This is a genomic window from Streptomyces sp. NBC_00568, from assembly GCF_026341855.1.
In the GTDB taxonomy this organism is placed as follows: domain Bacteria; phylum Actinomycetota; class Actinomycetes; order Streptomycetales; family Streptomycetaceae; genus Streptomyces.
This window is the reverse complement of record NZ_JAPENW010000001.1, coordinates 4063942-4086365: the sequence shown is the minus strand read 5'-3', so window position 1 is coordinate 4086365 and position 22424 is coordinate 4063942. Positions and strand designations below refer to the sequence as shown.

At 71.5% G+C, this 22424-nt stretch carries 20 protein-coding genes; 3 read left to right on the top strand and 17 right to left on the bottom strand.

What is annotated here, in order from left to right:
• Positions 1-78: 78 nt before the first annotated feature.
• The 8 genes from OOK38_RS17795 to OOK38_RS17760 all read right to left on the bottom strand — a co-directional run bounded on the left by OOK38_RS17795 (position 79) and on the right by OOK38_RS17760 (position 10063).
• Positions 79-282 carry a hypothetical protein gene (locus tag OOK38_RS17795; RefSeq protein ID WP_266759278.1) on the bottom strand — a complete coding sequence of 68 codons (204 nt, stop codon included), beginning with the start codon at positions 280-282 and terminating at the stop codon, positions 79-81.
• Positions 279-2585 (bottom strand): xanthine dehydrogenase family protein molybdopterin-binding subunit, encoded by a 2307-nt coding sequence (locus OOK38_RS17790; protein ID WP_266759280.1) that lies wholly within the window; start codon positions 2583-2585, stop codon positions 279-281. Before OOK38_RS17790 ends, OOK38_RS17795 begins: the two co-directional genes overlap by 4 nt.
• A complete protein-coding gene (locus OOK38_RS17785) occupies positions 2582-4024 on the bottom strand; it encodes a 2Fe-2S iron-sulfur cluster-binding protein (RefSeq protein WP_266759281.1) in 1443 nt (480 codons plus the stop codon). The genes OOK38_RS17790 and OOK38_RS17785 overlap by 4 nt, the downstream gene beginning before the upstream one ends.
• The gene (locus OOK38_RS17780; protein WP_266759283.1) at positions 4021-4914 is read right to left on the bottom strand and encodes a xanthine dehydrogenase family protein subunit M; all 894 of its coding nucleotides are present in this window, start codon (positions 4912-4914) and stop codon (positions 4021-4023) included. The genes OOK38_RS17785 and OOK38_RS17780 overlap by 4 nt, the downstream gene beginning before the upstream one ends.
• A gap of 281 nt (positions 4915-5195) precedes the next feature.
• On the bottom strand, positions 5196-6854 hold the full coding sequence (locus OOK38_RS17775; RefSeq protein ID WP_266759284.1) for a beta-N-acetylhexosaminidase: 1659 nt from the start codon (positions 6852-6854) through the stop codon (positions 5196-5198).
• On the bottom strand, positions 6854-7699 hold the full coding sequence (locus OOK38_RS17770; protein WP_266759286.1) for a carbohydrate ABC transporter permease: 846 nt from the start codon (positions 7697-7699) through the stop codon (positions 6854-6856). Before OOK38_RS17770 ends, OOK38_RS17775 begins: the two co-directional genes overlap by 1 nt.
• Positions 7696-8721: a carbohydrate ABC transporter permease gene (locus OOK38_RS17765; protein ID WP_266848579.1), complete on the bottom strand. Its 1026-nt coding sequence runs from the start codon at positions 8719-8721 to the stop codon at positions 7696-7698. Before OOK38_RS17765 ends, OOK38_RS17770 begins: the two co-directional genes overlap by 4 nt.
• A gap of 4 nt (positions 8722-8725) precedes the next feature.
• A complete protein-coding gene (locus tag OOK38_RS17760) occupies positions 8726-10063 on the bottom strand; it encodes an extracellular solute-binding protein (protein ID WP_266848578.1) in 1338 nt (445 codons plus the stop codon).
• Positions 10064-10150: 87 nt separating this feature from the next.
• On the opposite strand from OOK38_RS17760, the gene OOK38_RS17755 reads away from it, so the two are divergent.
• On the top strand, positions 10151-10291 hold the full coding sequence (locus tag OOK38_RS17755) for a hypothetical protein (RefSeq protein ID WP_266759292.1): 141 nt from the start codon (positions 10151-10153) through the stop codon (positions 10289-10291).
• A gap of 233 nt (positions 10292-10524) precedes the next feature.
• Here OOK38_RS17755 and OOK38_RS17750 read toward each other — a convergent pair whose 3' ends face one another.
• Both OOK38_RS17750 and OOK38_RS17745 read right to left on the bottom strand, forming a co-directional pair.
• Positions 10525-10821 (bottom strand): DUF3039 domain-containing protein, encoded by a 297-nt coding sequence (locus tag OOK38_RS17750; RefSeq protein WP_103554931.1) that lies wholly within the window; start codon positions 10819-10821, stop codon positions 10525-10527.
• A 75-nt stretch (positions 10822-10896) separates the two neighbouring features.
• The gene (locus OOK38_RS17745) at positions 10897-11469 is read right to left on the bottom strand and encodes a YqgE/AlgH family protein (protein ID WP_266759296.1); all 573 of its coding nucleotides are present in this window, start codon (positions 11467-11469) and stop codon (positions 10897-10899) included.
• Positions 11470-11750: 281 nt separating this feature from the next.
• Here OOK38_RS17745 and murA point away from each other — a divergent pair, with 281 nt between their 5' ends.
• Positions 11751-13091 carry a UDP-N-acetylglucosamine 1-carboxyvinyltransferase gene (gene murA / locus OOK38_RS17740; protein WP_266759298.1) on the top strand — a complete coding sequence of 447 codons (1341 nt, stop codon included), beginning with the start codon at positions 11751-11753 and terminating at the stop codon, positions 13089-13091.
• Positions 13092-13236: 145 nt separating this feature from the next.
• Here murA and OOK38_RS17735 read toward each other — a convergent pair whose 3' ends face one another.
• The 6 genes from OOK38_RS17735 to OOK38_RS17710 all read right to left on the bottom strand — a co-directional run bounded on the left by OOK38_RS17735 (position 13237) and on the right by OOK38_RS17710 (position 20400).
• On the bottom strand, positions 13237-13518 hold the full coding sequence (locus tag OOK38_RS17735; protein ID WP_007382399.1) for an HU family DNA-binding protein: 282 nt from the start codon (positions 13516-13518) through the stop codon (positions 13237-13239).
• Between the two features lie 372 nt (positions 13519-13890).
• Positions 13891-15324, bottom strand: coding sequence for an NAD-dependent malic enzyme (locus OOK38_RS17730; RefSeq protein WP_266759300.1), 1434 nt, complete (start codon positions 15322-15324; stop codon positions 13891-13893).
• Between the two features lie 437 nt (positions 15325-15761).
• Complete coding sequence (locus tag OOK38_RS17725; protein ID WP_266759302.1) at positions 15762-18152, bottom strand: UvrD-helicase domain-containing protein; 2391 nt, start codon at positions 18150-18152, stop codon at positions 15762-15764.
• Between the two features lie 83 nt (positions 18153-18235).
• Positions 18236-19018 (bottom strand): anti-sigma factor, encoded by a 783-nt coding sequence (locus tag OOK38_RS17720; protein WP_266759304.1) that lies wholly within the window; start codon positions 19016-19018, stop codon positions 18236-18238.
• Between the two features lie 38 nt (positions 19019-19056).
• Entirely contained in the window at positions 19057-19587 is a 531-nt protein-coding gene (locus tag OOK38_RS17715) for a sigma-70 family RNA polymerase sigma factor (protein WP_037619265.1), read from the bottom strand.
• Between the two features lie 225 nt (positions 19588-19812).
• Positions 19813-20400, bottom strand: coding sequence for an ABATE domain-containing protein (locus OOK38_RS17710; protein WP_266759306.1), 588 nt, complete (start codon positions 20398-20400; stop codon positions 19813-19815).
• A gap of 285 nt (positions 20401-20685) precedes the next feature.
• Here OOK38_RS17710 and OOK38_RS17705 point away from each other — a divergent pair, with 285 nt between their 5' ends.
• On the top strand, positions 20686-21240 hold the full coding sequence (locus OOK38_RS17705; protein WP_266759307.1) for a DUF1772 domain-containing protein: 555 nt from the start codon (positions 20686-20688) through the stop codon (positions 21238-21240).
• On the opposite strand, the gene OOK38_RS17700 is transcribed toward OOK38_RS17705, so the two are convergent.
• Complete coding sequence (locus OOK38_RS17700; protein WP_266848576.1) at positions 21189-22340, bottom strand: uroporphyrinogen-III synthase; 1152 nt, start codon at positions 22338-22340, stop codon at positions 21189-21191. The two genes, OOK38_RS17705 and OOK38_RS17700, sit on opposite strands and share 52 nt — an antisense overlap.
• Positions 22341-22424 lie beyond the last annotated feature (84 nt).

Below are 22424 nucleotides of genomic sequence, written 5' to 3'. Positions count from 1 at the left end.
ACGCGGGAACAGGCTTCCCACGGAACAGGGTGGGCCGGAGACCGGCGGAGATCAGCCGAAGCAGGAGACCGGCGGAGATCAGCCGAAGTAGACGCCGCCCACGACGACCACCACGGCCGCCAGGACGAAGAGCAGCAACCAGAGCAGCAGCTTCCCGACGCCGGGCGCGGGTTCGTAGCGCGGCTGTCCGGGCTCGCCGCCGCTCACTGCGGGGGCGTCGGCGTTCGACGGGAGTCCACGGCCCGGCACGGCTTCGCCGGCCGCCGGCTCCCGCGCGGTCACGACGCCGTCACCACCGCCGCCTGCGGGCGGATCGGCAGACGGTTGACCGGTCGGCCGGTGGCCGCCCGCACGGCGGACGCGATGGCCGCCGGCGACGTCACGACCGGCACCGCGCTGGCCGCCTTGGCGCCGAAGGGGGCGACGACGTCGCGTTCCTCGACGAGCTTGACGATGCGGATGTCGGGCGCGTCCAGGGCCGTCGGGAGGGCGTAGCCCGTGAGGTCGGGGTGCCGGACCAGGCCGCGGGCCGTACGGAGGTTCTCGGTCAGCGCGGCGCCGACGCCCTGGGTGACGCCCGCCTCGATGCGGGCCGTCAGCTGCGCCGGGTTGAGGATCCGCCCGACGTCCTGGGCGAGCGCGAGCTCCACGACCCGTACCGAGCCCAGCTCGATGTCGACGTCCACCACCGCGCGGATGGCGCAGAAGGCGAGGCCCACGAAGGCGTCGCCCTGGCCGGCCTCGTCCAGCGGTTCGGTCGGATGCGGGCGGCACTGCGCGGTCGCCCACAGTTCCTTGCCGTCCATCGCCTCGGTGACCGTGGTCGACAGCACTCCGTCGTACGACGTGATCTTGCCGTCGGTGATCTGGAGCAGCTCGGTGGACATGCCGAACTTGTGGGCCAGCGGCTGGAGGAGCTGTGTACGGACCATCTTGGCGGCGCGCTCGACCGCTCCGCCGGACACCCAGGTGTGCCGGCCGCGGCAGCTCGGGCCCGCCGGGGGCTGGTCGGTGTCGACGGGAGCCACGTGGACCTCGTCGATGCCGAGCGTCTCCTGGACGATCTGCCGGGCCAGTGTGGTGAAGCCCTGGCCGGTCTCCACCGCCGCGCAGAGCACGGTGGCGACGCCGTCGTGGACCTTCACGGTGGCCGTCGAAACCTCGTCGGCACCCTCGGAGCCGAGCATGTGCACCATGCCGAGCGCGTAGCCGACACCGCGGCGTACGGCGCCGGGTTCGCCCGCGCCCTCGGGGCCGCCGGGCAGCAGCCACTCGTCCTCGGGCGTGTCCTTGGGCAGGGCGGGCAGCGGGAAGTCGCGTACGGCCTGGAGCAGCTCGGCGACCGGGGCCGGGCAGGTCACCGTCTGGCCGGTGGGCAGGACGTCTCCCGTGGCCATCGCGTTGCGCAGGCGCAGTTCCGCGGGGTCGACGCCGAGTTTCTTGGCCAGCTTGTCCATCTGGGCCTCGTAGGCGGCGCAGACCTGGAGGGCACCCTCGCCCCGCACGTGCCCCGAGGGCGGGTTGTTGGTGCGGACGGCCCAGCCCTCGATGAAGGCGTTCGGGACGACGTACGGGCCGCAGGCGAAGGAGACCGCGGCGGCCAGGGACTCGCCGGAGGTGTCGGCGTAGGCGCCGGCGTCGAGCAGGATCTGTGCCTCGACCTTGACCAGCGTGCCCTCGGCGTCGGCGTGGTGCCGGTAGCGCAGCAGAGTCGGGTGCCGGTGGGCGTGGCCGAGGAAGGACTCCTCGCGCGTAGCGGTGAGTTTCACCGGGCAGCCGGTGGTCAGGGCGAGCAGGCCGAGCGCGAGCTGGAAGCCCTGGTCCTCGCGGTCTGCGGTGGCTCCGGGGACGCCGGTGACGACGACCTTCACGCGCGCGGGTTCCAGGCCGTAGCAGGCGGCGGCGGCGTCGCGGTCGGCGTGCGGGTCGGTGGAGGCGATGTAGAGCTCGACGCCGCCGTCGGGACGGGGCACGGCGAGTCCGGCCTCGGCGCCGATGGGCGCGGGGTCCTGGCGGCCGATGCGGTAGAGGCCCTCGACGACGATGTCGCCGACGGCGTCCGGGTCGCCGTGGCGCAGCGGGATGTGACGGATCAGGTTGCCGTCGGGGTGCAGGGGTTCGGCCTCGAAGGCCTGCTCGGGGTCGGTGACCGGTTCGAGCACCTCGTACTCGACGATGACGGCCGCGGCGGCCATCCGCGCGGTGTCCGGGTGGTCGGCGGCGACGGCCGCGATGGGCTCCCCGTGGTGGCGTACGAGCTCGGAGGCGAACACCGGGCGGTCGGCACGGCCGCGGCCGTGCAGCGGGGTGCCGGGCACGTCCTCGTGGGTGATGACGGCACGTACGCCGGGCATCTCGCGCGCGTGGCTGGTGTCGATGGACACGATGCGGGCGTGCGGGTGGGGCGAGCGGAGCACGGCGGCCCACAGCAGGCCCTCGGCCCACAGGTCGGCGGCGTAGGGGAAGGTGCCCTCCGTCTTGGCGCGGGCCTCGGCCGTGGGCAGCGAGACGCCGAGCCCGTGCGGCAGGGGCTCGGTGCCCGTCTCGGGCACCGCCGGTGTCGCGGTCGCTGCTTGGTTGGTCACGCCTGGCCTCCGTCCTGGCCGTACGGCTGTTCGTGCTGCGCCCGGGAGCCGTACGCGGCATTGTCCTCGTACGCGGACGGGTGGACACCGCCCGCGCCGGGACCCGCCTGGTGCGGGATGCGGGCCTCGTCCGCCTCGGGGGCTTCGGCCGCGGCGGCGGAGTGCGCCTCGCGTTCGGCGACGACCTCGCGCACGGCGTCCAGGACGCCGCGGTAGCCGGAGCAGCGGCACAGGTTGCCGCACAGGGCCTGGCGGGTCTCGAGCTCGGTCGGCGCGGGGTTGCCCTCGAGCAGGTCGTGCAGGGTCATGGCCATGCCGGGGACGCAGAAACCGCACTGCACGGCGCCGCACTTGGCCAGTGCGCGCTGGACGTCGGAGGGCTGTCCTTCGGTGGCCAGGCCCTCGACGGTGCGTACCTCGCTGCCGGCGGCGGTGACGCCGGGCACCAGGCAGGACGCCACGAGCCGGCCGTCCACCTGGACGTTGCAGGCGCCGCACTCGCCCTGCGAGCAGCCGTCCTTGGCGCCCGCGAGGCCGAGCCGCTCGCGCAGCACGTAGAGCAGCGACTCGCCGATCCAGGCGTCGGTGACCGGCCGGTCGGCGCCGTTGACGCGCAGGACGTAGGAGGCGAGGGGGTGTTCGTTGTGCGGGGCCTGGACGGGGTGGTCCGCGTCGCGCGTCCCGTCGTCCGTGCCCGCCGCCTCGTGCGCGGGATCCGCCTCGGGCGCCTCGTGGGTCCCCGCGGTCACCGGCTCGGGGCCGGCGACGGGCTCAGGGGCCTCGTGGGTGGGCTGTACGGGCCGCTGGGCGGCCTGTGCGGGCGTTTCGGCCTGCGGCTGCGGTACGGGCCCGGTGGGGGCCTCAGGGGCCGCTTCGGGCGCCTCGGCGGTCCACGCCTGGCCGATCTCGCCGGCCCAGGGCGCGGACGCGCCGCCCGGGAGCGTGGCGGGCGGTGTGCCGCCCCACTGCTCGACGAGCGCCGACGTGGTGAACTCGCCCGATTCGTCCGGAAGATCCCCTCCGGCCACCGGGATCGACCACTGCCCGGTGACGTCGTGTCCGGCGCCGCCGTCCCGGGCGTCGTTGAACTCCCACTGCCCGGTGGACCCCGGGTGGTACGAGAACCGGTCGTCGTGACCGTCGGCACCGGGCTGCGCGGCGTTCGGATCCGGCCACGGGGCGGCGCCGCCCTGGGCGGCCCACGTTCCGGTGGCCGCCGGGTCCGCCGCCTCGGGCGGCGCGGGCGTCACGGCGATCTGCGGGGGCACATAGCCGTGTCCGGGCGCCGCGAGCGGCTCCCGGGCGGCGAGGAGGGCCTCGATGCCCCCTTCGGGGAGTTTGACGAAGGCGGTCGCGCCGTCGTCGTAGTCGCCCTGGGGCAGCGGATCCCAGCGGCCGCCGCTGCGCGGAGCGCTCTCTTCGTGCTGGTCGTCGGTCACGAAAGTGCCCTCCCCAGTGCTCGTCGGGCCAGCGCGGCGACGGTGCGCCGCAGGTGCAGTACGGCGGGCGGGAGCGGCACCACGGATCCGTCCTCGGCGGGGACGGGGTCAGGGATGCAGGCCGCGGCCACGTACTCCCCGAACGCGGTCAGCGCCTCCGGGACGATCGCGCGGCTGTTGTCCCAGTCGATCAGCTGGGCCACCCACGCCTCGGCGTCCAGGGGCCGCAGCGGCATCGGCGCTATGGCGCCGACGGCGCACCGCACACCGCGCCGGGCCGGGTCGAGGACGAGCGCCACGGAGGCGATCGCGCGCCCGGGTCCGGTGCGCCCGGTGGCCTTCAGGAAGACCTGCGGGGCGTGCAGCAGCGGCACGCGCACGTAGCCGATGAGTTCTCCGCCGCGGAGCATGTCCACGCCCGCGAGCAGGTGCGACACCGGGATCTCGCGGCGGGCTCCGCCCGGGCCGGCGATGATCAGCGTGGCTTCCAGGGCGGCCAGTACGGGCAGCGCGTCACCCGTGGGCGCGGCCGTGGCGATGTTGCCGCCGAGGGTTCCGGCGTTGCGGATCTGCGGCGGTCCGGCCGCCCGCGCTGCGGCGGCGAGCGCCGGGATGAGGGCGGCGAAGTCGGGGCGGCCCATGCGGGCGTGCGTGAGGCCGGCGCCGAGCAGCGCGTGGCCGTCCTGGTACTGCCAGCCGCGGATCTCGCTGATCCGGCCGAGGCCGACGAGCGCGGCCGGCCTCAGCTGTCCGGAGTTGACCGCGGCCATCAGATCGGTGCCGCCTGCCACCGGAACGGCCGCGGGCATGGCGGACAGTGCCGCCACCGCCTCGTCCAGCGAGACGGGCAGCGTCACGGCCTGCGCCGCCTGCGGTGCGTGCGTGGTCAAACCGGTTGCCCCTTCCCGCTGCCCCACCTGGTCCCACCTGTGCTGCCGTACGGTACGTGCTGACAGGGCGGACGTGGCAACTCTGGCACATCTTCCCCGGCCCCCGACGCGGGGGTCCGCTAGGAGGCATTCGCCCCTCTCACCAGGGAGATGGCCGGTTTTCGCACGGCATCACCGGTGAGCTCGAATTGTCACTCTTCGGTGACCCTTGGGGGCCTTTTTTCCTTGCGGGGCAACGGTGCCAGGGCACTGGCCCGGGAGCACGCCCGTCGTGAGCCGTCTCACACGTTCGGGGGCGCCCCCTCGATCGGGCGTCCGAGCACACCGGGCCGCCGCTGCCACGGCCGAGGTCCCGCGGGCGCCCGGTAGGCGACCCCGAGGGCGTCGAGTCGCGCGTAGTGGGCGCCCATCCGCCGCTCGAAACCGGCGAAGTCCCGCTCCGCGGGGGCCGGCAGGCTGCTCCAGGCGACCTCCGCGAGAGCGGCGAGCCGCGGGAACGCCTGGTAGTCCACGCGCGCGTGGTCCTCCATCACCTCGGTCCACACGTTGGCCTGTGTGCCCAGCACGTGCCGCGCCTCCGCCTCGGTGAGCTGCGGCGGAACCGGCTCGAAGCGGTACACGTCCTCCAGGGTGCGCACGTAGGCGATGGGCACCGGCTCGTCCTCGCCCGCGGCCTGGCGGTAGTCCAGGTACACGTGCTGCTCGGGGCACATGACGACGTCGTGGCCCGCGCGCGCGGCCGTCACCCCGCCCTGGTACCCGCGCCACGACGACACCGCGGCGCCCGGCGCGAGACCGCCCTCCAGGATCTCGTCCCAGCCGATCAGCCGACGCCCGCGCTCGGAGAGCCAGTTGTCGAAGTGCCGGATGAACCAGGACTGCAACGCGTCCTCGTCGGCGAGCCCGAGTTCCTTGATGCGCGCCTGTGCGGTGGCCGACCGCTTCCACTGGTCCTTGGCGCACTCGTCGCCGCCGATGTGGAAGAAGCCCGAGAACTCCGGGAAGCGCGCGGGGTCCGCGGGGAACAGGTCGAGGAGTTCCTCGAAGACCCCCTCGTAGAAGCGCAGGGTGTTGTCAGTGGGGGCGAGTACGTTTTTGGAGACGCCCCAGTTGTCCCAGACGGTCAGGGAGGTCGTGTCGATGACGTCGGTGTTGCCCAGTTCCGGATACGCGGCGATGGCGGCCTGCGAGTGGCCGGGGATGTCGATTTCGGGGACGACGGCGATATGCCGCTCGGCCGCGTACGCGACGATCTCGCGGATGTCGTCCTGGGTGTAGAAGCCTCCGTGCGGCTTCTCCTCCCACAACGGTGAGGCCCGGTGGCCGAATTTGGTGCGGGCGCGCCAGGACCCGACCTCCGTCAGCCTCGGGTAACGGTTGATCTGGACACGCCATCCCTGGTCGTCGGTGAGATGGAAGTGGAAGACGTTGAGTTTGTGCGCGGCCAGCAGGTCGAGGTAGCGCAGGACGCCTTCCTTGGGCATGAAGTGCCGGGAGACGTCGAGCATGAGACCGCGCCAGCGGAATCGCGGTGCGTCCTCGATGACGCGGTGCGCGATTTCGTACGTCGTCCGCGGACGGACCGGGGCACGGCGAAAGGCGTCGGGGCCGAGCAGTTGACGCAGCGTCTGCGCACCCCAGAAGACCCCGGCCGCGTCGCCGCCCCGGATCTCGACTCCGTCGTCGCCGACGACGAGCCGGTAGGCCTCCGGTCCCAGACGGTCGTCGAGGAGCAGCCGTACGCCGCCGGGAGCGTCCTGCGTCCCAGGTCGCAGCGGTAGTCCGAGTGCCGCGCCGAGCGCCGAGCGCAGCCAGCGTTCGGTGGTGTCCGTGCCGGGCGCGGCCCACAGGGTGGTGGCCGCGTCCAGCGCGAACGCCCCGCGCGCGGCGCTCTCGACGACGCGCGGCGCCGGAATCAGACCCGTATCCATCATGTCCATCAGTCCTTTACCGCTCCGCCGAGGCCGGAGACGAGTCGTCGCTGTACGAGTACGAAGAAGATCAGCACCGGAATCGTCATCACCGTGGAGGCGGCCATGACACCGCCCCAGTCGGGCTCGTCCGGCTTGTAGAAGACGAGGAGGGCCATCGGCAGGGTGGACTGCGAGGTGTCGCTGATGATGAAGGACTTGGCGAACAGGAAGTCGTTCCAGGCCGAGATGAAGGAAAACACGCTGGTGGCCACGAGCCCGGGGAGGACGAGCGGGAAAAGGATCTGCCAGAGGAATCGCGCGCGGCTCGCACCGTCGATGTACGCGGCCTCCTCCAGCGCGTCCGGAACGGCCTTGACGAAACCCCGCAGCATCCAGATCGCGAAGGGCAGCGAGAAGGCGATGTGCGGCAGGATCAGGGAGCCCAGGGTGTTCAGCTGACCGAAGTCCCGCATCAGGAAGAAGAGCGGGATCGTCAGGGCCTCGACGGGCACCATCTGCGCCACCAGGAACATGATCAGCAAGGTGGTCCGGAATCGGAAGCGGAATCGGGTCACCGCTGTCGCCGCGAGAAACGCGATGAGCGCCGAGGCCACCACCACGGAGCCCGCCACGAGAAGGCTGTTGAGGAAGTACCGGCCGAATTCCTGCTGCCCGAAGACGCGCCGGAAGGAATCCAGGGAGGGCGAAAGCGTCCAGGGCCGGGGCTCGGTGGACCGGATCTCCCCGGACGGCCGGAAGGCGCCGAGCACCATCCAGTAGAGGGGGAAGGCGACGACGGCCGCGACGAGCAGAGCGGTCGTCTCGGCGGCCAGCCGCCAGGGCCGCCGGACAACACGTCCGAGGACGTTCACAGTTCCTCCCCCTGTCGGCGCAGCAGCCGCAGATACGCCAGCGTGACCCCGAGCAGCAGCACCAGCATCACGACGCCGATCGCGGAGCCGAGGCTGTACTGGGAGGCCGCGAACGCCTTCTGGTACGCGTAGACGTTCAGGACGAGGTTCTGGCCGGCGATGCCGCCGCCGTTCGTCATGACGTAGATCTGGGTGAAGACCTTGAAGTCCCAGATGACCGACTGGATGGTGACGACCACCAGGATCGGCCGGAGCATCGGCGCGAGCACCGATCGCCAGATCCGCCACTGCGAGGCGCCGTCCAGGGCGGCCGCTTCCAGGACCTCGGCCGGTACGGCGCGGATTCCCGCGTACACCGTCACCATCACGAACGGGAAGGAGCACCAGACCACTTCGAGCAGGACGAGCGCGAAGGCGCTGAGGCGGCCGTACGTCCAGGAGTGGTCGCCGAGCCCGAGCACCCGGTTGACGGGTCCGAAGTCGGGGTCGAAGAGGAACAGCCAGACCGTGGAGCCGGTGACGGCCGGGGTCGCCCAGGCGCCGAGCGCGGCCAGCATCAGGGCGAGGCGCGGGACGGCCCGTACGCGGGTGAGCAGGACCGCGAGCGCGCATCCGGTGACCAGGGTCGACACCACGCAGGCCGCGGCGAACAGCACGGTGGCGAGGAGCACCTGCCAGAACTGTTCGTCGGCGAAGAGCTCCGTGTAGTTGCCGAAGCCCTGGAACGTGGTCGGTTCGCCGCCGCTGACCTGTGCCTGCGTGTACTCCAGGAAGGAGATCAGGCCGAGTTGGTAGATCGGGTAGACGAGCAGACCGCCGAGGACGACCAGGGCGGGGGCGAGGTAGAGCCAGGGGGTCCAGCCGGCGCGCCCGCGCCAGGCGGGACCGGCCGCGGGCCCGGGGCTCCGGCGGGCGGAGGCGGGGATGCGGGAGCCGGGAATGCGGGAGCCGGGGGTGCAGGGGCCCGCCTTGGTGGCCGTCCCCCGCCCGGCGCGCTCGGCGCGTGTGTCCTGCGTCGCCATCCGCTCAGCCCACGGAGCCGAACGCGTCGTTCATCTTCTTCGCCGCGTCCTTCGACGCCCCGGCCACGTCCTTCTTGCCGCTGACGATCTCCTGGAACATCGTCGGCAGGACCAGCGAGGCGTCGATCTGCGCCCAGGCCGGGGAGGCCGGCACGAACCGGGCACCCGCGGCGAGGGTCTTCACGAACGGGGCGACGAAGGGTTCCCTGGCGGCGACCTGCTCACGGACGTCGGTGTAGGTCGGCAGGAAGCCCATCGCGTCGAAGAGTTCGCCCTGGGTCTTCTTGGACGCCAGCCGCTCCATCAGGTCGACGGCGAGCGTGCGGTGCGAGGTGCTCCTCAGGACTCCGATGTTGTTGCCGCCCGCGAACGCCGGTGCCACGGAGCCCGCCTTCACACCGGGCAGCGGCACCACCGCGTACTTGCCCTTCACCTTGCCCGCCTCGATCGCCGCGTGGCTGAAGTCGCCGCCGATGGCCATGCCCGCCTTGCCGGACGCGAACGCGGTCACCGTGTCGTTGCCGCCCATACCCGCGCACTTGGCGGCGGGACAGTTCGCGTCCCCGAAGAGCGCGGTGTAGGCCTTGATGCCCTTCCGGGCGTTCGCGCTGTCGATGGCGGCGGTGTACGAACCGCCCTTGCCCTGCGCGAGTTCGCCACCGTTGGCCCAGATGAACGGCATCGCGCCGTACGTGTAGGCGCCGCCCACGGCGAGCCCGTACAGGTCGGGCTTCGCGGCGTGGATCCGCCGGGCGGTGTCCGCCAGTTCGGCCTGGGTCCTCGGGACGTCGAGGCCCAGTTCCTCGAGGACGTCCGTGCGGTAGTAGAGCGCGCGGACGCCGACGAAGTAGGGGGCGCCGTAGATCTTCCCGTCCACCGTCACCGACTGCCGGGCCGTCGGGTCGGTGTCCTTGGACTCGCTCCAGGCGGTGAACTCCTCGGTGACGTCGGCGAGTCCGCCGTCCTTCACATAGCCGGCCGTGTCCGTGTTGCCGTACTCGATCACGTCCGGGGCGCTCTTCGGGTCGTTGAAGGCGGCCTTCACGCGCTGGGCGCGGGTCTCGACGGGGATGTACTCGACGGTGACCTCGGTGCCCCGGTGGGCCTTCTCGAAGGCGGCGACGGCCGCGTCGACGACCTTCGCCTTGGGCCCGTTGTCGACCTCCTGGAAGAGCCAGACCCGCAGCGTGCCGGCCTTCTCGTCCTTGCCGGAGCCGGAGTTGTCGGCGGTCTGGGGAGCGCAGGCGGTGGCGACCACGAGGGCCGCGAGGGCGGCCGCCGTCCGGGTCGCGAGAGAGGTGACCGTCCGGGCCGCGAGGGATGTGGGGGCAGAGAGCTTCATCGAGCGTCCTCCGGTGGGGTGCGTTGCAACATGCGCAATGGCGGTTTTGCTCTGCACAACACTCCGGAGGCTAAGGAGTACAGGAACGTGCCCACAAGAGGTCTCAACCACTCTGTGACCACGGGACGCACTCCGTGCAACGCTCAGCCCCCGGCGACCTCTCGCGAGGCCTTCGCGGGCGCCTTCACCGGCCTGCGCGACGCCCTTGCCCTGCCCCAGCGCCGGTGAAGGTGGAGCTCGTCACCGGCGGGACCCTCCTCGGAGGGGTCGTCCTATCGGCGCTCGGGGCACGCGGCCGAGCGGCAGGGGGAGGTCCTGTTCGGGCGCGAAGGGGCGGGCGTGGAGCTGTCGCCGCGGTGCACGGCCGACCCCGGGAACGACAAGGCCGCGACGCCCCTCGCCAGGGGTGTCGCGGCCGTGCTCGGTCCACGCGGCGTACTGCGCCGGGAGAAGCCTCGGCGTTACTTCTTGTCGCCGCCCTTGCCCTGGTCGCCACCGGCGCCCATGGACTCGAAGATCTCCTTGCACATGGGGCACACGGGGTACTTCTTCGGGTCGCGGCCCGGTACCCACACCTTGCCGCACAGCGCCACGACGGGCGTGCCGTCCAGCGCGCTCGCCATGATCTTGTCCTTCTGGACGTAATGGGCGAAGCGCTCGTGGTCCCCGTCGCCGTGCGACACCTGCGGCGTCGGCTCTACGAGGGTCCCCGTCCCCGTGCCTCGCTGGGGCTGGGTCTCAGGCTCAAGAGTGCTCATGAAGCCAAGGGTACTGGGGGTCACGGCCATCAGATGAGGGAAGGGTCGCGTGCCGGTCCGGGGCCGGTACGACGGTCAGTTCAGGGAGGGGTCGTCGGGGTAGGTCGCCACCATCGCCAGCTCGCTGCGCTGGCGGCGCAGGACCTCGCGCCACAGGCGCTCCGGCGACGGGGAGGAGACGTCTCCGGGTTCGGACTCGACGACGTACCAGGCTCCCTCGACCAGTTCGTTCTCCAGCTGGCCGGGGCCCCAGCCGGCGTATCCGGCGAAGATGCGCAGCGAGCCGAGGGCCGAGGCGAGGAGCTCGGGCGGGGCCTCCAGATCGATCAGACCGATCGCTCCGTGCACCCGCCGCCAGCCGAGTGGCGCGCGCTCACCGGCCGCGCCGCCCGGGATGACCGCCACTCCCAGCGCCGAGTCCAGCGAGACCGGGCCGCCCTGGAAGACGACACCCGGTTCCCCGGCCAGACCGGCCCAGGCTTCCAGGATGTCCCCGACGCCCACCGGGGTCGGACGGTTGAGGACGACACCGAGGGAGCCCTCCTCGTCGTGGTCGAGGAGCAGCACCACCGCGCGATCGAAGTTCGGGTCCGCCAGGGCGGGCGTGGCCACGAGCAGCCGCCCTGTGAGCGAGGACACCTCGGTCATGCCAGACATGATCCCGCACATTCCCTTCATGTGGGGACCCAATACCCGTACGGGAGTGAACGCAGCTCAGGGCGCAACGAAGCGTTGCCCGCGCACGCCGGGACCGGTGACCCCGTGTGCCCGATTCGGAACGGTTCGTGTTGTGTCCAAGCTATGACGCAGCTGAGTCCTCCGTGGGCTTCCTACGCCGGGGTGGGCGGCCATTACCCTTGCTGTTCGGCTCCCGTACGACCGGCCTGCCGACGACCCACACCTGCCCAACTCATCGGAACGCGAGATACATGACCGTCAACGACGATGTCCTGCTTGTCCATGGCGGAACCCCGCTTGAGGGCGAGATCCGTGTCCGCGGTGCGAAGAACCTCGTACCGAAAGCCATGGTCGCCGCCCTGCTGGGCAGCGGGCCGAGCCGGCTGCGCAATGTCCCCGACATCCGCGACGTGCGTGTCGTACGCGGGCTGCTGCAGTTGCACGGTGTGACCGTCCGTCCGGGTGAGGAGCCCGGCGAGCTGGTCCTCGATCCCTCCCACGTCGAGAGCGCGAACGTCGCTGACATCGATGCCCACGCGGGCTCGTCGCGCATCCCGATCCTCTTCTGCGGCCCGCTGCTGCACCGGCTGGGCCACGCCTTCATCCCGGGGCTCGGCGGCTGCGACATCGGCGGCCGGCCGATCGACTTCCACTTCGAGGTGCTGCGGCAGTTCGGCGCGAAGATCGAGAAGCGGGAGGACGGCCAGTACCTGGAGGCCCCGCAGCGGCTGCGCGGCACCAAGATCCAGCTGCCGTACCCGTCCGTGGGCGCGACCGAGCAGGTGCTGCTGACCGCGGTGCTCGCGGAGGGCGTCACGGAGCTCTCGAACGCCGCCGTGGAGCCGGAGATCGAGGACCTGATCTGCGTCCTGCAGAAGATGGGTGCCATCATCGCGATGGACACCGACCGGACGATCCGCATCACCGGTGTGGACACGCTCGGCGGCTACACCCACGCGGCCCTCCCGGACCGCCTGGAGGCCGCCTCCTGGGCTTCCGCGGCCCTGGCGACCGAAGGCAACATCTACGTCCGCGGCGCCCAGCAGCGGTCGATGATGACGTTCCTGAACACCTACCGCAAGGTGGGCGGCGCCTTCGAGATCGACGACGAGGGCATCCGCTTCTGGCACCCGGGCGGCCAGCTCAAGTCCATCGCCCTGGAGACGGACGTCCACCCCGGCTTCCAGACGGACTGGCAGCAGCCGCTGGTCGTCGCGCTGACGCAGGCCACCGGCCTGTCCATCATCCACGAGACGGTGTACGAGTCCCGGCTGGGCTTCACCTCCGCGCTGAACCAGATGGGCGCGCACATCCAGCTCTACCGCGAGTGCCTCGGCGGCTCCAACTGCCGCTTCGGCCAGCGCAACTTCCTGCACTCCGCGGTCGTTTCGGGCCCGACGAAGCTCCAGGGCGCCGACCTGGTCATCCCCGACCTGCGCGGCGGCTTCTCGTACCTCATCGCGGCGCTGGCGGCGCAGGGCACGTCCCGCGTCCACGGCATCGAGCTCATCAACCGCGGCTACGAGAACTTCATGGACAAGCTCGTCGAGCTGGGCGCGAAGGTCGAACTGCCGGGCAAGGCACTGGGCTGACGCTCGAACTGCCGGGCACGGTGCTCGGCCGGGCGCGCGGCGGACGCACGTACGACGATGGGGCGGCCCCCCTGAAAGGGGCCGCCCCATTGGCGTTGCTGTGCCTTGTACGCGTCCCGCGCCCGCGGGAACGTACCGGCCGGCCTTACTTGCCCTTGGCGGCTTCCTTGAGCTTGCTGCCCGCGGAGACCTTCACGCTGTAGCCGGCCGGGATCTGGATCGGGTCGCCGGTCTGCGGGTTGCGCGCGGTGCGAGCGGCACGGTGGGTGCGCTCGAAGGTCAGGAAGCCGGGGATGGTGACCTTCTCGTCGCCCTTGGCGACGATCTCGCCGACGGTCTCGGCGAAAGCGGCCAGAACGGCGTCGGCGTCCTTGCGGGTCACCTCGGCGCGGTCGGCCAGCGCGGCCACCAGCTCACTGCGGTTCATGTTGTTACTCCCGTGTTCTTCTTGCTGTTGAGGCGTGCCACGCGGCGGAGCCGCATATCGGGCACAGTGAAGCCGATGCTGCCAGGGTCCTCGGTCGGCCCCCGGACCCGGGTCCGTAGCCAGACCGTCGCGCCCGAAGACGCATCCTGCCCCCACCTGCGGCGGGAAAGCCAATCCGGCACCCCTGGGAGTCAAACGAACACCCTTGGGGGTCACACGGATAGGCCTGCGAGGCCTGAGCCTGGCCGCCACCCTAGAGGCGGCCACTGGCCCCGCGTTCCGCGACGCGCCGGGTTCCAGGCGGTCGTGGCGCCCGTCACAGGCGTGACGACGACCGTTCTCACGCGGTCGTGCGCCCCGGCTCGACCCGTACTACACGGTCGCGTTGGCCGCTTCCGTCGCCCCCGCCGCCTTCGCGGCGTCACGCACCGCTCCGGCGACCGCGCCCGCGACCTTGTCGTTGAAGACGCTGGGGATGATGTAGTTCGGGTTGAGCTCGTCCTCCGTCACCACGTTCGCGAGCGCGGTCGCGGCGGCGAGCATCATCTCCGTGTTGACGGTACGCGACTGGGCGTCCAGGAGGCCACGGAAGACGCCCGGGAAGACCAGGACGTTGTTGATCTGGTTGGGGAAGTCGGAGCGGCCGGTGGCCACAACTGCCGCCGTCTGGCGGGCGATTGCCGGGTCGACCTCGGGGTCGGGGTTCGCGAGCGCGAACACGATGGCGTCCTTGGCCATCGCGGCCACGTCGTCGCCGTCGATCACGTTCGGGGCGGAGACACCGATGAACACGTCGGCGTCGCGCACCGCCTCCTTCAACGTGCCCGTGAGGCCTTCGGGGTTGGTGTTGTCCGCGATCCAGCGCAGCGGCGAGTCCGCGGCGGCCTCGACGAGGTCGGCGCGGTCCGCGTGCACCACACCGTGGATGTCGGCGACGACGGCGTTCTTCACACCCGCGGCGATGAGCAGCTTGAGGATGGCCGTACCGGCCGCGCCCGCACCGGACATGACGACCCTGATGTCGCCGATCGCCTTGCCCGCGACGCGAAGTGCGTTGGTCAGGGCGGCGAGGACGACGATCGCCGTGCCGTGCTGGTCGTCGTGGAAGACGGGGATGTCGAGGGCCTCGCGCAGCCGGGCCTCGATCTCGAAGCAGCGCGGCGCGGAGATGTCCTCCAGGTTGATGCCCGCGAAGCCGGGGGCGATCGCCTTCACGATCTCGACGATCGCGTCGGTGTCCTGGGTGTCCAGGCACAGCGGCCAGGCGTCGATACCGGCGAAGCGCTTGAAGAGGGCCGCCTTGCCCTCCATGACGGGCAGCGCGGCCATCGGGCCGATGTTGCCGAGGCCCAGCACGGCGGAGCCGTCCGTCACGACCGCAACGGAATTGCGCTTGATGGTGAGGCGGCGGGCGTCCTCGGGGTTCTCGGCGATCGCCATGCACACCCGGGCCACACCCGGGGTGTAGATCATGGAGAGGTCGTCACGGTTGCGGATCGGATGCTTGGACTGCATCTCGATCTTGCCGCCGAGGTGCATGAGGAACGTACGGTCGGACACCTTGCCGAGGGTCACGCCCTCGATGTCACGCAGCTGCTCGACGATCTCGTCGGCGTGCGAGGTGGAGGTCGCCGCGATGGTGACGTCGATCCGGAGCTTCTCGTGGCCGGAAGCGGTCACGTCGAGGCCGGTCACCGAGCCTCCGTGGGACTCGACGGCCGTGGTGAGCTGCGAGACCGCGGTTCCGCTCGCGGGCACCTCCAGCCGGACCGTCATCGAGTAGGAGACGCTGGGCGCCGTTGCCATGGCCGACTTCCTCTGCTTTCACCGTGTCACTGCTTTGTGCCGTCCGATCGTCGCACCTACCCCTGAGTACGGGGTAGTCGCCCCTGATTGCGAACGTTTTGTTCACGGGGCGCCCGCGGTTTCGGAAAACGGATTCCACTCTACGAGAAGGGTTCGGGCAACGAAAGAGGCCCACGTCACAGGGTGACGTGGGCCTCTTCAGGTCCTTCGGTGAAGGACGACGTTCAATGACACCGACCCGCCATGCTCGCCTCGCGGCAAGTGGTCGCTCGTAGCGACGAAGGTTGGGCCCGGGGGCTTGGATCGGGCCGGTGCCACGTCAAAGGTAACAAACGATCCTCGTAAGGCAATTCCCGTCCCGAGAGTTCTTTTCGGCGGGACGGGGCGGCCGGGGCACGGACATGGAAGGGACCTGGTCGGTCCCGCGGGAGACCGGGTCAGTCCCGCAGGAGATCGGGGACTCCGTTCGGGTCGGGGTCGTCGCGGTCGCTGGAGACGACGGTGAGCTGCTGCGTGGCCCGGGTCAGGGCGACGTACAGGACACGCAGCCCGGCGGGCGACTCGTCCGCGATCTCCGCGGGCGACACGACCACCGTCGCGTCGTACTCCAGCCCCTTGGCCTCCAAGCTTCCGAGGGCCACCACACGGTCCCCGAGCCCGGCGAGCCAGCGGGCGGCCTCCTCGCGCCGGTTCATGGCGACGACGACCCCCACGGTGCCGTCGACGCGGTCGAGGAGGTGGGCCGCCTCGGCGCGCACGGTCTGGGCGAGGGAGTCCCGCACGACCGCGAACCGGGGTTCGACACCTGTGGACCGTACGGCGGACGGCGACTGCGAGCCCGGCATGGCGAGGGCGAGGACCTTGGCGGCCAGCTCGGCGATCTCGGCCGGGTTCCGGTAGTTGACGGTGAGGGTGAAACGGCGCCGGGGCCGGGTGCCGAGAGCCTCGTCACGGGCCTCGGCCGCCTCGTCGGGGTCGGACCACGAGGACTGGGCCGGGTCGCCCACGACCGTCCAGGTGGCGTGCCGGCCGCGCCGGCCGACCATCCGCCACTGCATGGGCGTGAGGTCCTGCGCCTCGTCGACGATGACGTGCGCGTACTCGGTCCGCTCCTGCGCCAGCCGCTCGGCGCGCTCGCGCTGCGTCTCCTCGCGCACCGGCATGAGCTCCTCGAGCCCCGTCAGCTGGTCCAGCGGGTCCAGATCGCGCCGCTTCCTCGGCCGGGCGGGCGTCCCGACGATCGCCTCGAGCTCGTCGAGCATCGCCACGTCGTGCACGGAGAACCCGTCCCGCTTCAGCGAGCGCGCCACCCGGCGGACCTCGCCGGGGTTGAGGATCCGGCGCGCCCAGCGCCCGAGCCGCCGCTCGTCGGCCATGGCGGTCAGCACCCCGCGCGGGGTCAGCTCCGGCCACCAGGCGTCCAGGAAGGCCAGGAAGCTGTCTTCCAGGGTGACGTCCTCGTCGAACGAGGACCGCAGCTCGGCGGCCAGCTCCGGGTCGGTGTGCCGGGTCCCGGCGCCCGACTTCGCCCACAGCGCGTCGAGCAGCAGCCTGCGTGCGCGCGGCCGCAGCAGGTTGACCGGCGCGGTCCCGCTGAGCGCGTTGTTCTTGATGCGGTTCAGCTCGGCGGACTCCAGCTCCAGCCGGCGCCCGAAGGCGACGACCCGCAGGCGGGTGGGAGGACCGGCGGGGGCCGTCTCGGGCTCCCCGAGAGCGAGCTGGCCGGAAGAGTTCCCTGCCGCACCGGCCGGCGCCTCCAGCGCCCCGCGTGCCGCCTTCCGCAGCACCTTCAGCATCCGGTGCGAGCCCTTGGCACGGGCCACCGCCGGGGAGTCGTACAGCGTGGCGCCCACGCCGTCGACGAGCGAACCGATCGCACGGATCGCGACCTGGCCCTCCTCGCCGAGCGAGGGCAGCACGCCCTCGGTGTAGGCGACGAGCAGCGGGGTCGGGGAGACGATCAGGATGCCGCCCGCGTACCGGCGGCGGTCCTGGTAGAGGAGGTAGGCGGCCCGGTGCAGGGCCACCGCCGTCTTGCCGGTGCCGGGGCCGCCCTCGACGTAGGTCACGGACGCGGCGGGCGCACGGATCACCATGTCCTGCTCGGCCTGGATGGACGCCACGATGTCCCGCATGGTGTGACTGCGGGCCTGTCCGAGCGCGGCCATGAGCGCGCCGTCGCCGATGACGGGGAGCTCGCGGCCGTCGAGGGAGGCCTTCACCTCCGGGCGCATCAGGTCGTCCTCGACGCCGAGGACCCTGCGGCCCTTGGAGCGGATGACCCTGCGGCGTACGACCCGGCCGGGGTCGACCGGGGTGGAGCGGTAGAACGGGGCCGCGGCGGGCGCCCGCCAGTCGATGACCAGCGGCGCGTAGTCGGCGTCCAGGACGCCGATACGGCCGATGTGGAGCGTCTCCGCGATGTCGGCCGTGTTGTCCTCGCGGACCACGCCCTCGGCGGGTTCCACCGCCGTGTAGGCGCCGTCGGGCCCCTTCTTGCCGTCCTTCCCGCGGAGCAGGTCGATCCGGCCGAAGAGAAAGTCCTCGAACTCGTTGTTCAGACGGTTGAGGTGAATTCCCGCACGGAACACCTGGGCGTCCCGCTCCGCGAGCGCCCCCGGCGTCCCGACGTGACCGCGCTGGGCGGCGTCGTGCATGAGGAACTCGGCCTCGTGGATCTTCTCCTCGAGGCGCCGGTAGACCCGGTCGAGATGTTCCTGTTCGACACCGATCTCACTGTCCCGTACGGAGTCGTCCTTGACGGAGTCGTCCGGTACGGATGAGTGGACCGAGCCGCGCGCGGTTTCCTGCTGAGCCTGAGCGGCCACCGGGCCCCCTTCTGACGTGCTGGGCAGCCGTCAACCGTACGCGAAGGGAGGCCCGACAGGCTACGTGCGCGCCCGGGGTTCGCTCACGCGTCCACCTCGACCAGCCGCTTCCCGTCGAAGGTCATGACCTCGAAGTGGTCGATCTGGTTCGGTGTGAAGGCCGCGCCGCCGTGCACGTAGAGGGGCTGCTTGGCCTCCTCGGTCTTGGCGTCGGGGAGGCCGTAGCCCCACTTCGGGACCGCCCAGGAGGTGACCGTCTCGCGCTCGCCGTTCTTGCCGACGGCGATCAGGGAGCACTTGAGCGGGCCCTTGACGTTCTTCAGCTGGAGGACCGCGTGGGTGCCCCAGTCCTTCGGCTCGACGGCGACGACGGCGTTGACCTTGGTGCTCGCGTCCGTGGCCTCCGTCTTGTCGGTCATGACCTTGAAGGCGGCCTTGGCGGGGCTGGTGGGGTGCGCCTCCGGCACGTTCGTCCCGCCGTCGCTGCCGCCGTTGACGGCCATGACGGTCAGCGGACCGCCGATGATCAGCGCGGCCGCGGCCGCCACCAGGTACATGCCGCGCCGGCGCTTCTGGGCGCGCCGCGCCGAGACCTCGTCGACCAGCCGCTCCGCGAGCCGTGGGCTCGGGCGGGCGGAGAGGGACTCGCCGATGGCCGGGCTGCCCTGCGAGGCGGGCAGGTCCGCGAGCGCGGCGAGCATCGGCTCCATCCCGGCGAGCTCGTCGAGCTGCTGGGCGCACCACTCGCAGGTGGCGAGGTGCTCCTCGAAGGCTGTCGCCTCGGCGTCGTCGAGGATGCCGAGGGCGTAGGCGCCGACCGTCTCGTGGATGTCGCCGGACCCCTGCTGTCCGCGTGGACCTTGCATGGCTCCCGGCCCACCTGTTCCGTAACCCCCGTACGTGTTCATGCCGTCACCCCCCGCTCCTCCAGCGCCAGCTTCATCGAACGCAGGGCGTAGAACACCCGTGAGCGCACAGTGCCGCTGGGAATGCCGAGCGTTTCGGCCGCCTCATTGACGGTACGCCCTTTGAAGTATGTTTCGACCAGTACTTCCCTGTGAGCAGGGGTCAGGTCGTCCAGCGCGTCCGACAGTGTCATCAGCCACAACGCCTTGTCGATCTCGTCCTCCGCGGGGATGACCTCCAGCGGCGACGGGTCGACCTCCTGCGGCCGGGCCTGCCGACTGCGGTGGCCGTCGATGACGATGCGTCGGGCGACCGTCACCAGCCAGGGGCGTACCGAACCGGTCGCTCGATTGAGCTGACCGGCGTTCTTCCAGGCACGGATGAGTGTTTCCTGCACAACGTCTTCGGCGCGCTGCCGGTCTCCGGCGACCAGGCGCAGCACATAGGCCAGCAACGGCCCCGCGTGCTCCCTGTACAGCGCACGCATCAGCTCCTCGTCGGGTTCTGTCGACGAGGACTGCTGAGACATGCGATGTCGGGCCCTTGGCCTGTGTTCATCAGCCACGGCTGAATCCTTGCGCACGCCTACCTCCGGTGTCCGGGGGTTCCCCCAGTCGGTCGCTCATCACCGGGTACGTGTGTTGGTACGCGGGTGTTCAAAGTGTTCAGGATTTTTTCTGTTGAAGATGTGTAGACACCGAAAAGAATGCGTATCGATCACCTCACGTCACTGGATCCTCACGGACGGGTGTGATCAGGCGCGTGCCAGAGCCGCGCGCCGTCGGTGCCGGGCCACTCTCTCCCGGTTGCCGCACACTTCGCTGGAACACCAGCGCCGACGCCGGCCCCGTGAGGTGTCGAGGTAGACGATCGGGCAGTTGTCTCCCTCGCACTGTCGCAGACTAGCCCTCGCCGGAGGGTCGGTGAGCAGGTCGAGGGCGTCCCGGGCGACCACGGAGAGCAGTTCGGCGCAGCGCGGCGGGGTGTGCGGGGCGCGACGCAGCGAGCCGTCGTCGGCGCGGACGGCCCGGAGCGCGGGCGGTGCGGCGAGGGCGACGGCATTGACGCGGGCGAGCGCGCTGTCGGCGGGCCGCGCGTCCAGCTCGCCGCGCACCAACTGGGCGATATGTCCGCGCAGTTCCCGGAAGCCGAGCAGCCACGCCGTGTCCACGGCGGTCAGCGGGGTTCCCGCGGGCACCAGCCCGGACGCGCTGACCCAGGCACCCAACTGGGCGGCCGAGTCGAGGCGTTCCTCGGGATGGGTGGTCGCCGTCAGATCCAGGCAGATCCGCCCGGAGTCGAACCGCAGCTCGTACGAGGCTGTGGCCATGCCCGATGCCATGCGCCTGTCACCGCCTTGGGGTTACCCGCCGTCGTACTCCCTACAGTGCATGCCCCGACGCCCCGCCGGAAGACTCAGTACCGCCCCTTACCGGACGCACACCGGCCGGGGGCGGCGAAGGGCGCCGTCGGCGTCGGCGTCGCGGCGGACCGCCGGGCCGGTCGCGCGGTGGAACACACGGCGGAACGGGGGGAAGCCGTGGCCGATCACGTCGTGGACGCCCACGTATGCGGCCGCGCGCCTCGGCCATGTCACCTGTGCCGCGGCGCCGGTTGACTGAGGGACATGACGGACAACAGCACGGAACGGCGCGGCACCGCCGCGGGTGTACTGGGTGCGGCCACGGTCGCGATGGGCCTGATCGCCGGGGTCTTCTACATCTTCGCCTGCGCCATCATGCCGGCGCTCGCCCGCAGCGACGACCGCGTCTTCATCGAGGTCATGCAGAACATCAATGACGTCATCCAGAACCCGGTGTTCTTCCTGAGCTTCCTGGGCGCCCTGGTGCTGACGGCGGTCTCCGCCCGGCAGTCGCGCGGCGAGCCGAACCGGTGGTGGGTGTTCACCGCCCTCGCCGCCTACACGCTCGTGTTCCTCGTCACCGTGGCCGTGAACATCCCGCTCAACAACGGCCTCGCGGACGCCGGCGACCCGTCGCGGATCGCCGACCCGGCCGCCGTGCGCGACCGGTTCGAGGACACCTGGGTGGCCTGGAACGTCGTACGGGCCCTGCTGTCGACGCTCGCGCTGGCCTGCCTCGCCCGTGCCCTGTTCCTGTACCGGCGGCCTCAGACGTCGGCGTACTTGGAGTCAGCGGCCGGGTCGAGCGCGAGCCGGTAGCCCCGCTTGACGACCGTCTGGATCAGCTTGGGCGCGCCGAGTGCCGTACGCAGCCGGGCCATCGCGGTCTCCACGGCGTGCTCGTCACGCCCGGCCCCGGGCAGCGCGCGCAGCAGTTCGGCCCGCGCCACCACCCAGCCGGGCCGTCGCGCGAGCGTCCGCAGCAGTGACATCCCGGCGGGCGGCACGGGCCGCAGCGCCCCGTCCACCAGCACCGCGTGTCCCCGGATCTCCACCTGATGCCCGGCGATGGGCAACGTCCGTGCCCGGCCGGGCAGTTCCTTGCAGAGCAGCTGGACGAGGGGGCCGAGCCGGAAGCGCTCGGGCTGGACGGTGTCGATGCCGTGGGCCTGCAACGGCAGCGCGGTGACCGGTCCGACGCAGGCGGGCAGGACGTCGTGGTGCAGCGCGGCGAGGAGTTCCGCGTGCAGGCCGCGGTCCTCGGCCCTGGACAGCAGGGAGGCGGCGGCGGGCGCGCTGGTGAAGGTGAGCGCGTCCAGACCGCGGGTGAGAGCCGCGTCGAGCAGCCGGTCCACGGGCCCGATGTCCTCCGGCGGCATCCACCGGTACACGGGCACGGGGATCACCTCGGCGCCGGCGGCGCGCAGCGACTCCACGAAACCGGGCAGCGGTTCACCGTGCAGCTGTACGGCGACGCGGCGGCCGTCGACGCCCTCGTCGAGCAGCCGGTCGAGCACCTCGGCCATCGACTCGGAGGACGGCGACCACTCCTCGGTCAGGCCCTGGGCCCGTATGGCGCCCTTGACCTTGGGTCCGCGGGCCAGCAGTTCCACCCCGCGCAGCCGGGCGAGCAGGTCCTCGCCGAGGCCCCATCCGTCGGCGGCCTCGACCCATCCGCGGAATCCGATGGCGGTGGTGGCCACCACCACGTCGGGTGCGTTGCCGACCAACTCCTTGGTCGCGTCGAGCAGTTCACTGTCGTCGGCGAGGGGCACGATGCGTAGGGCCGGCGCGTGTACGACGGTGGCCCCGCGCCGCTGGAGCAGCGCGCCGAGCTCGTCGGCCCGGCGCGCGGCGGTCACTCCCACGGTGAATCCCGAGAGAGGACCGTGGTCGGGTCGCTGCTGTTCGTCGTGCATGGCTCTCGTCTCGCGCTCGTCGAGTCGTCGTACGGGTCTGTGCTGTCGTACGTCCGTGGCTGAGCCGAGCCTGTCAACGGACCG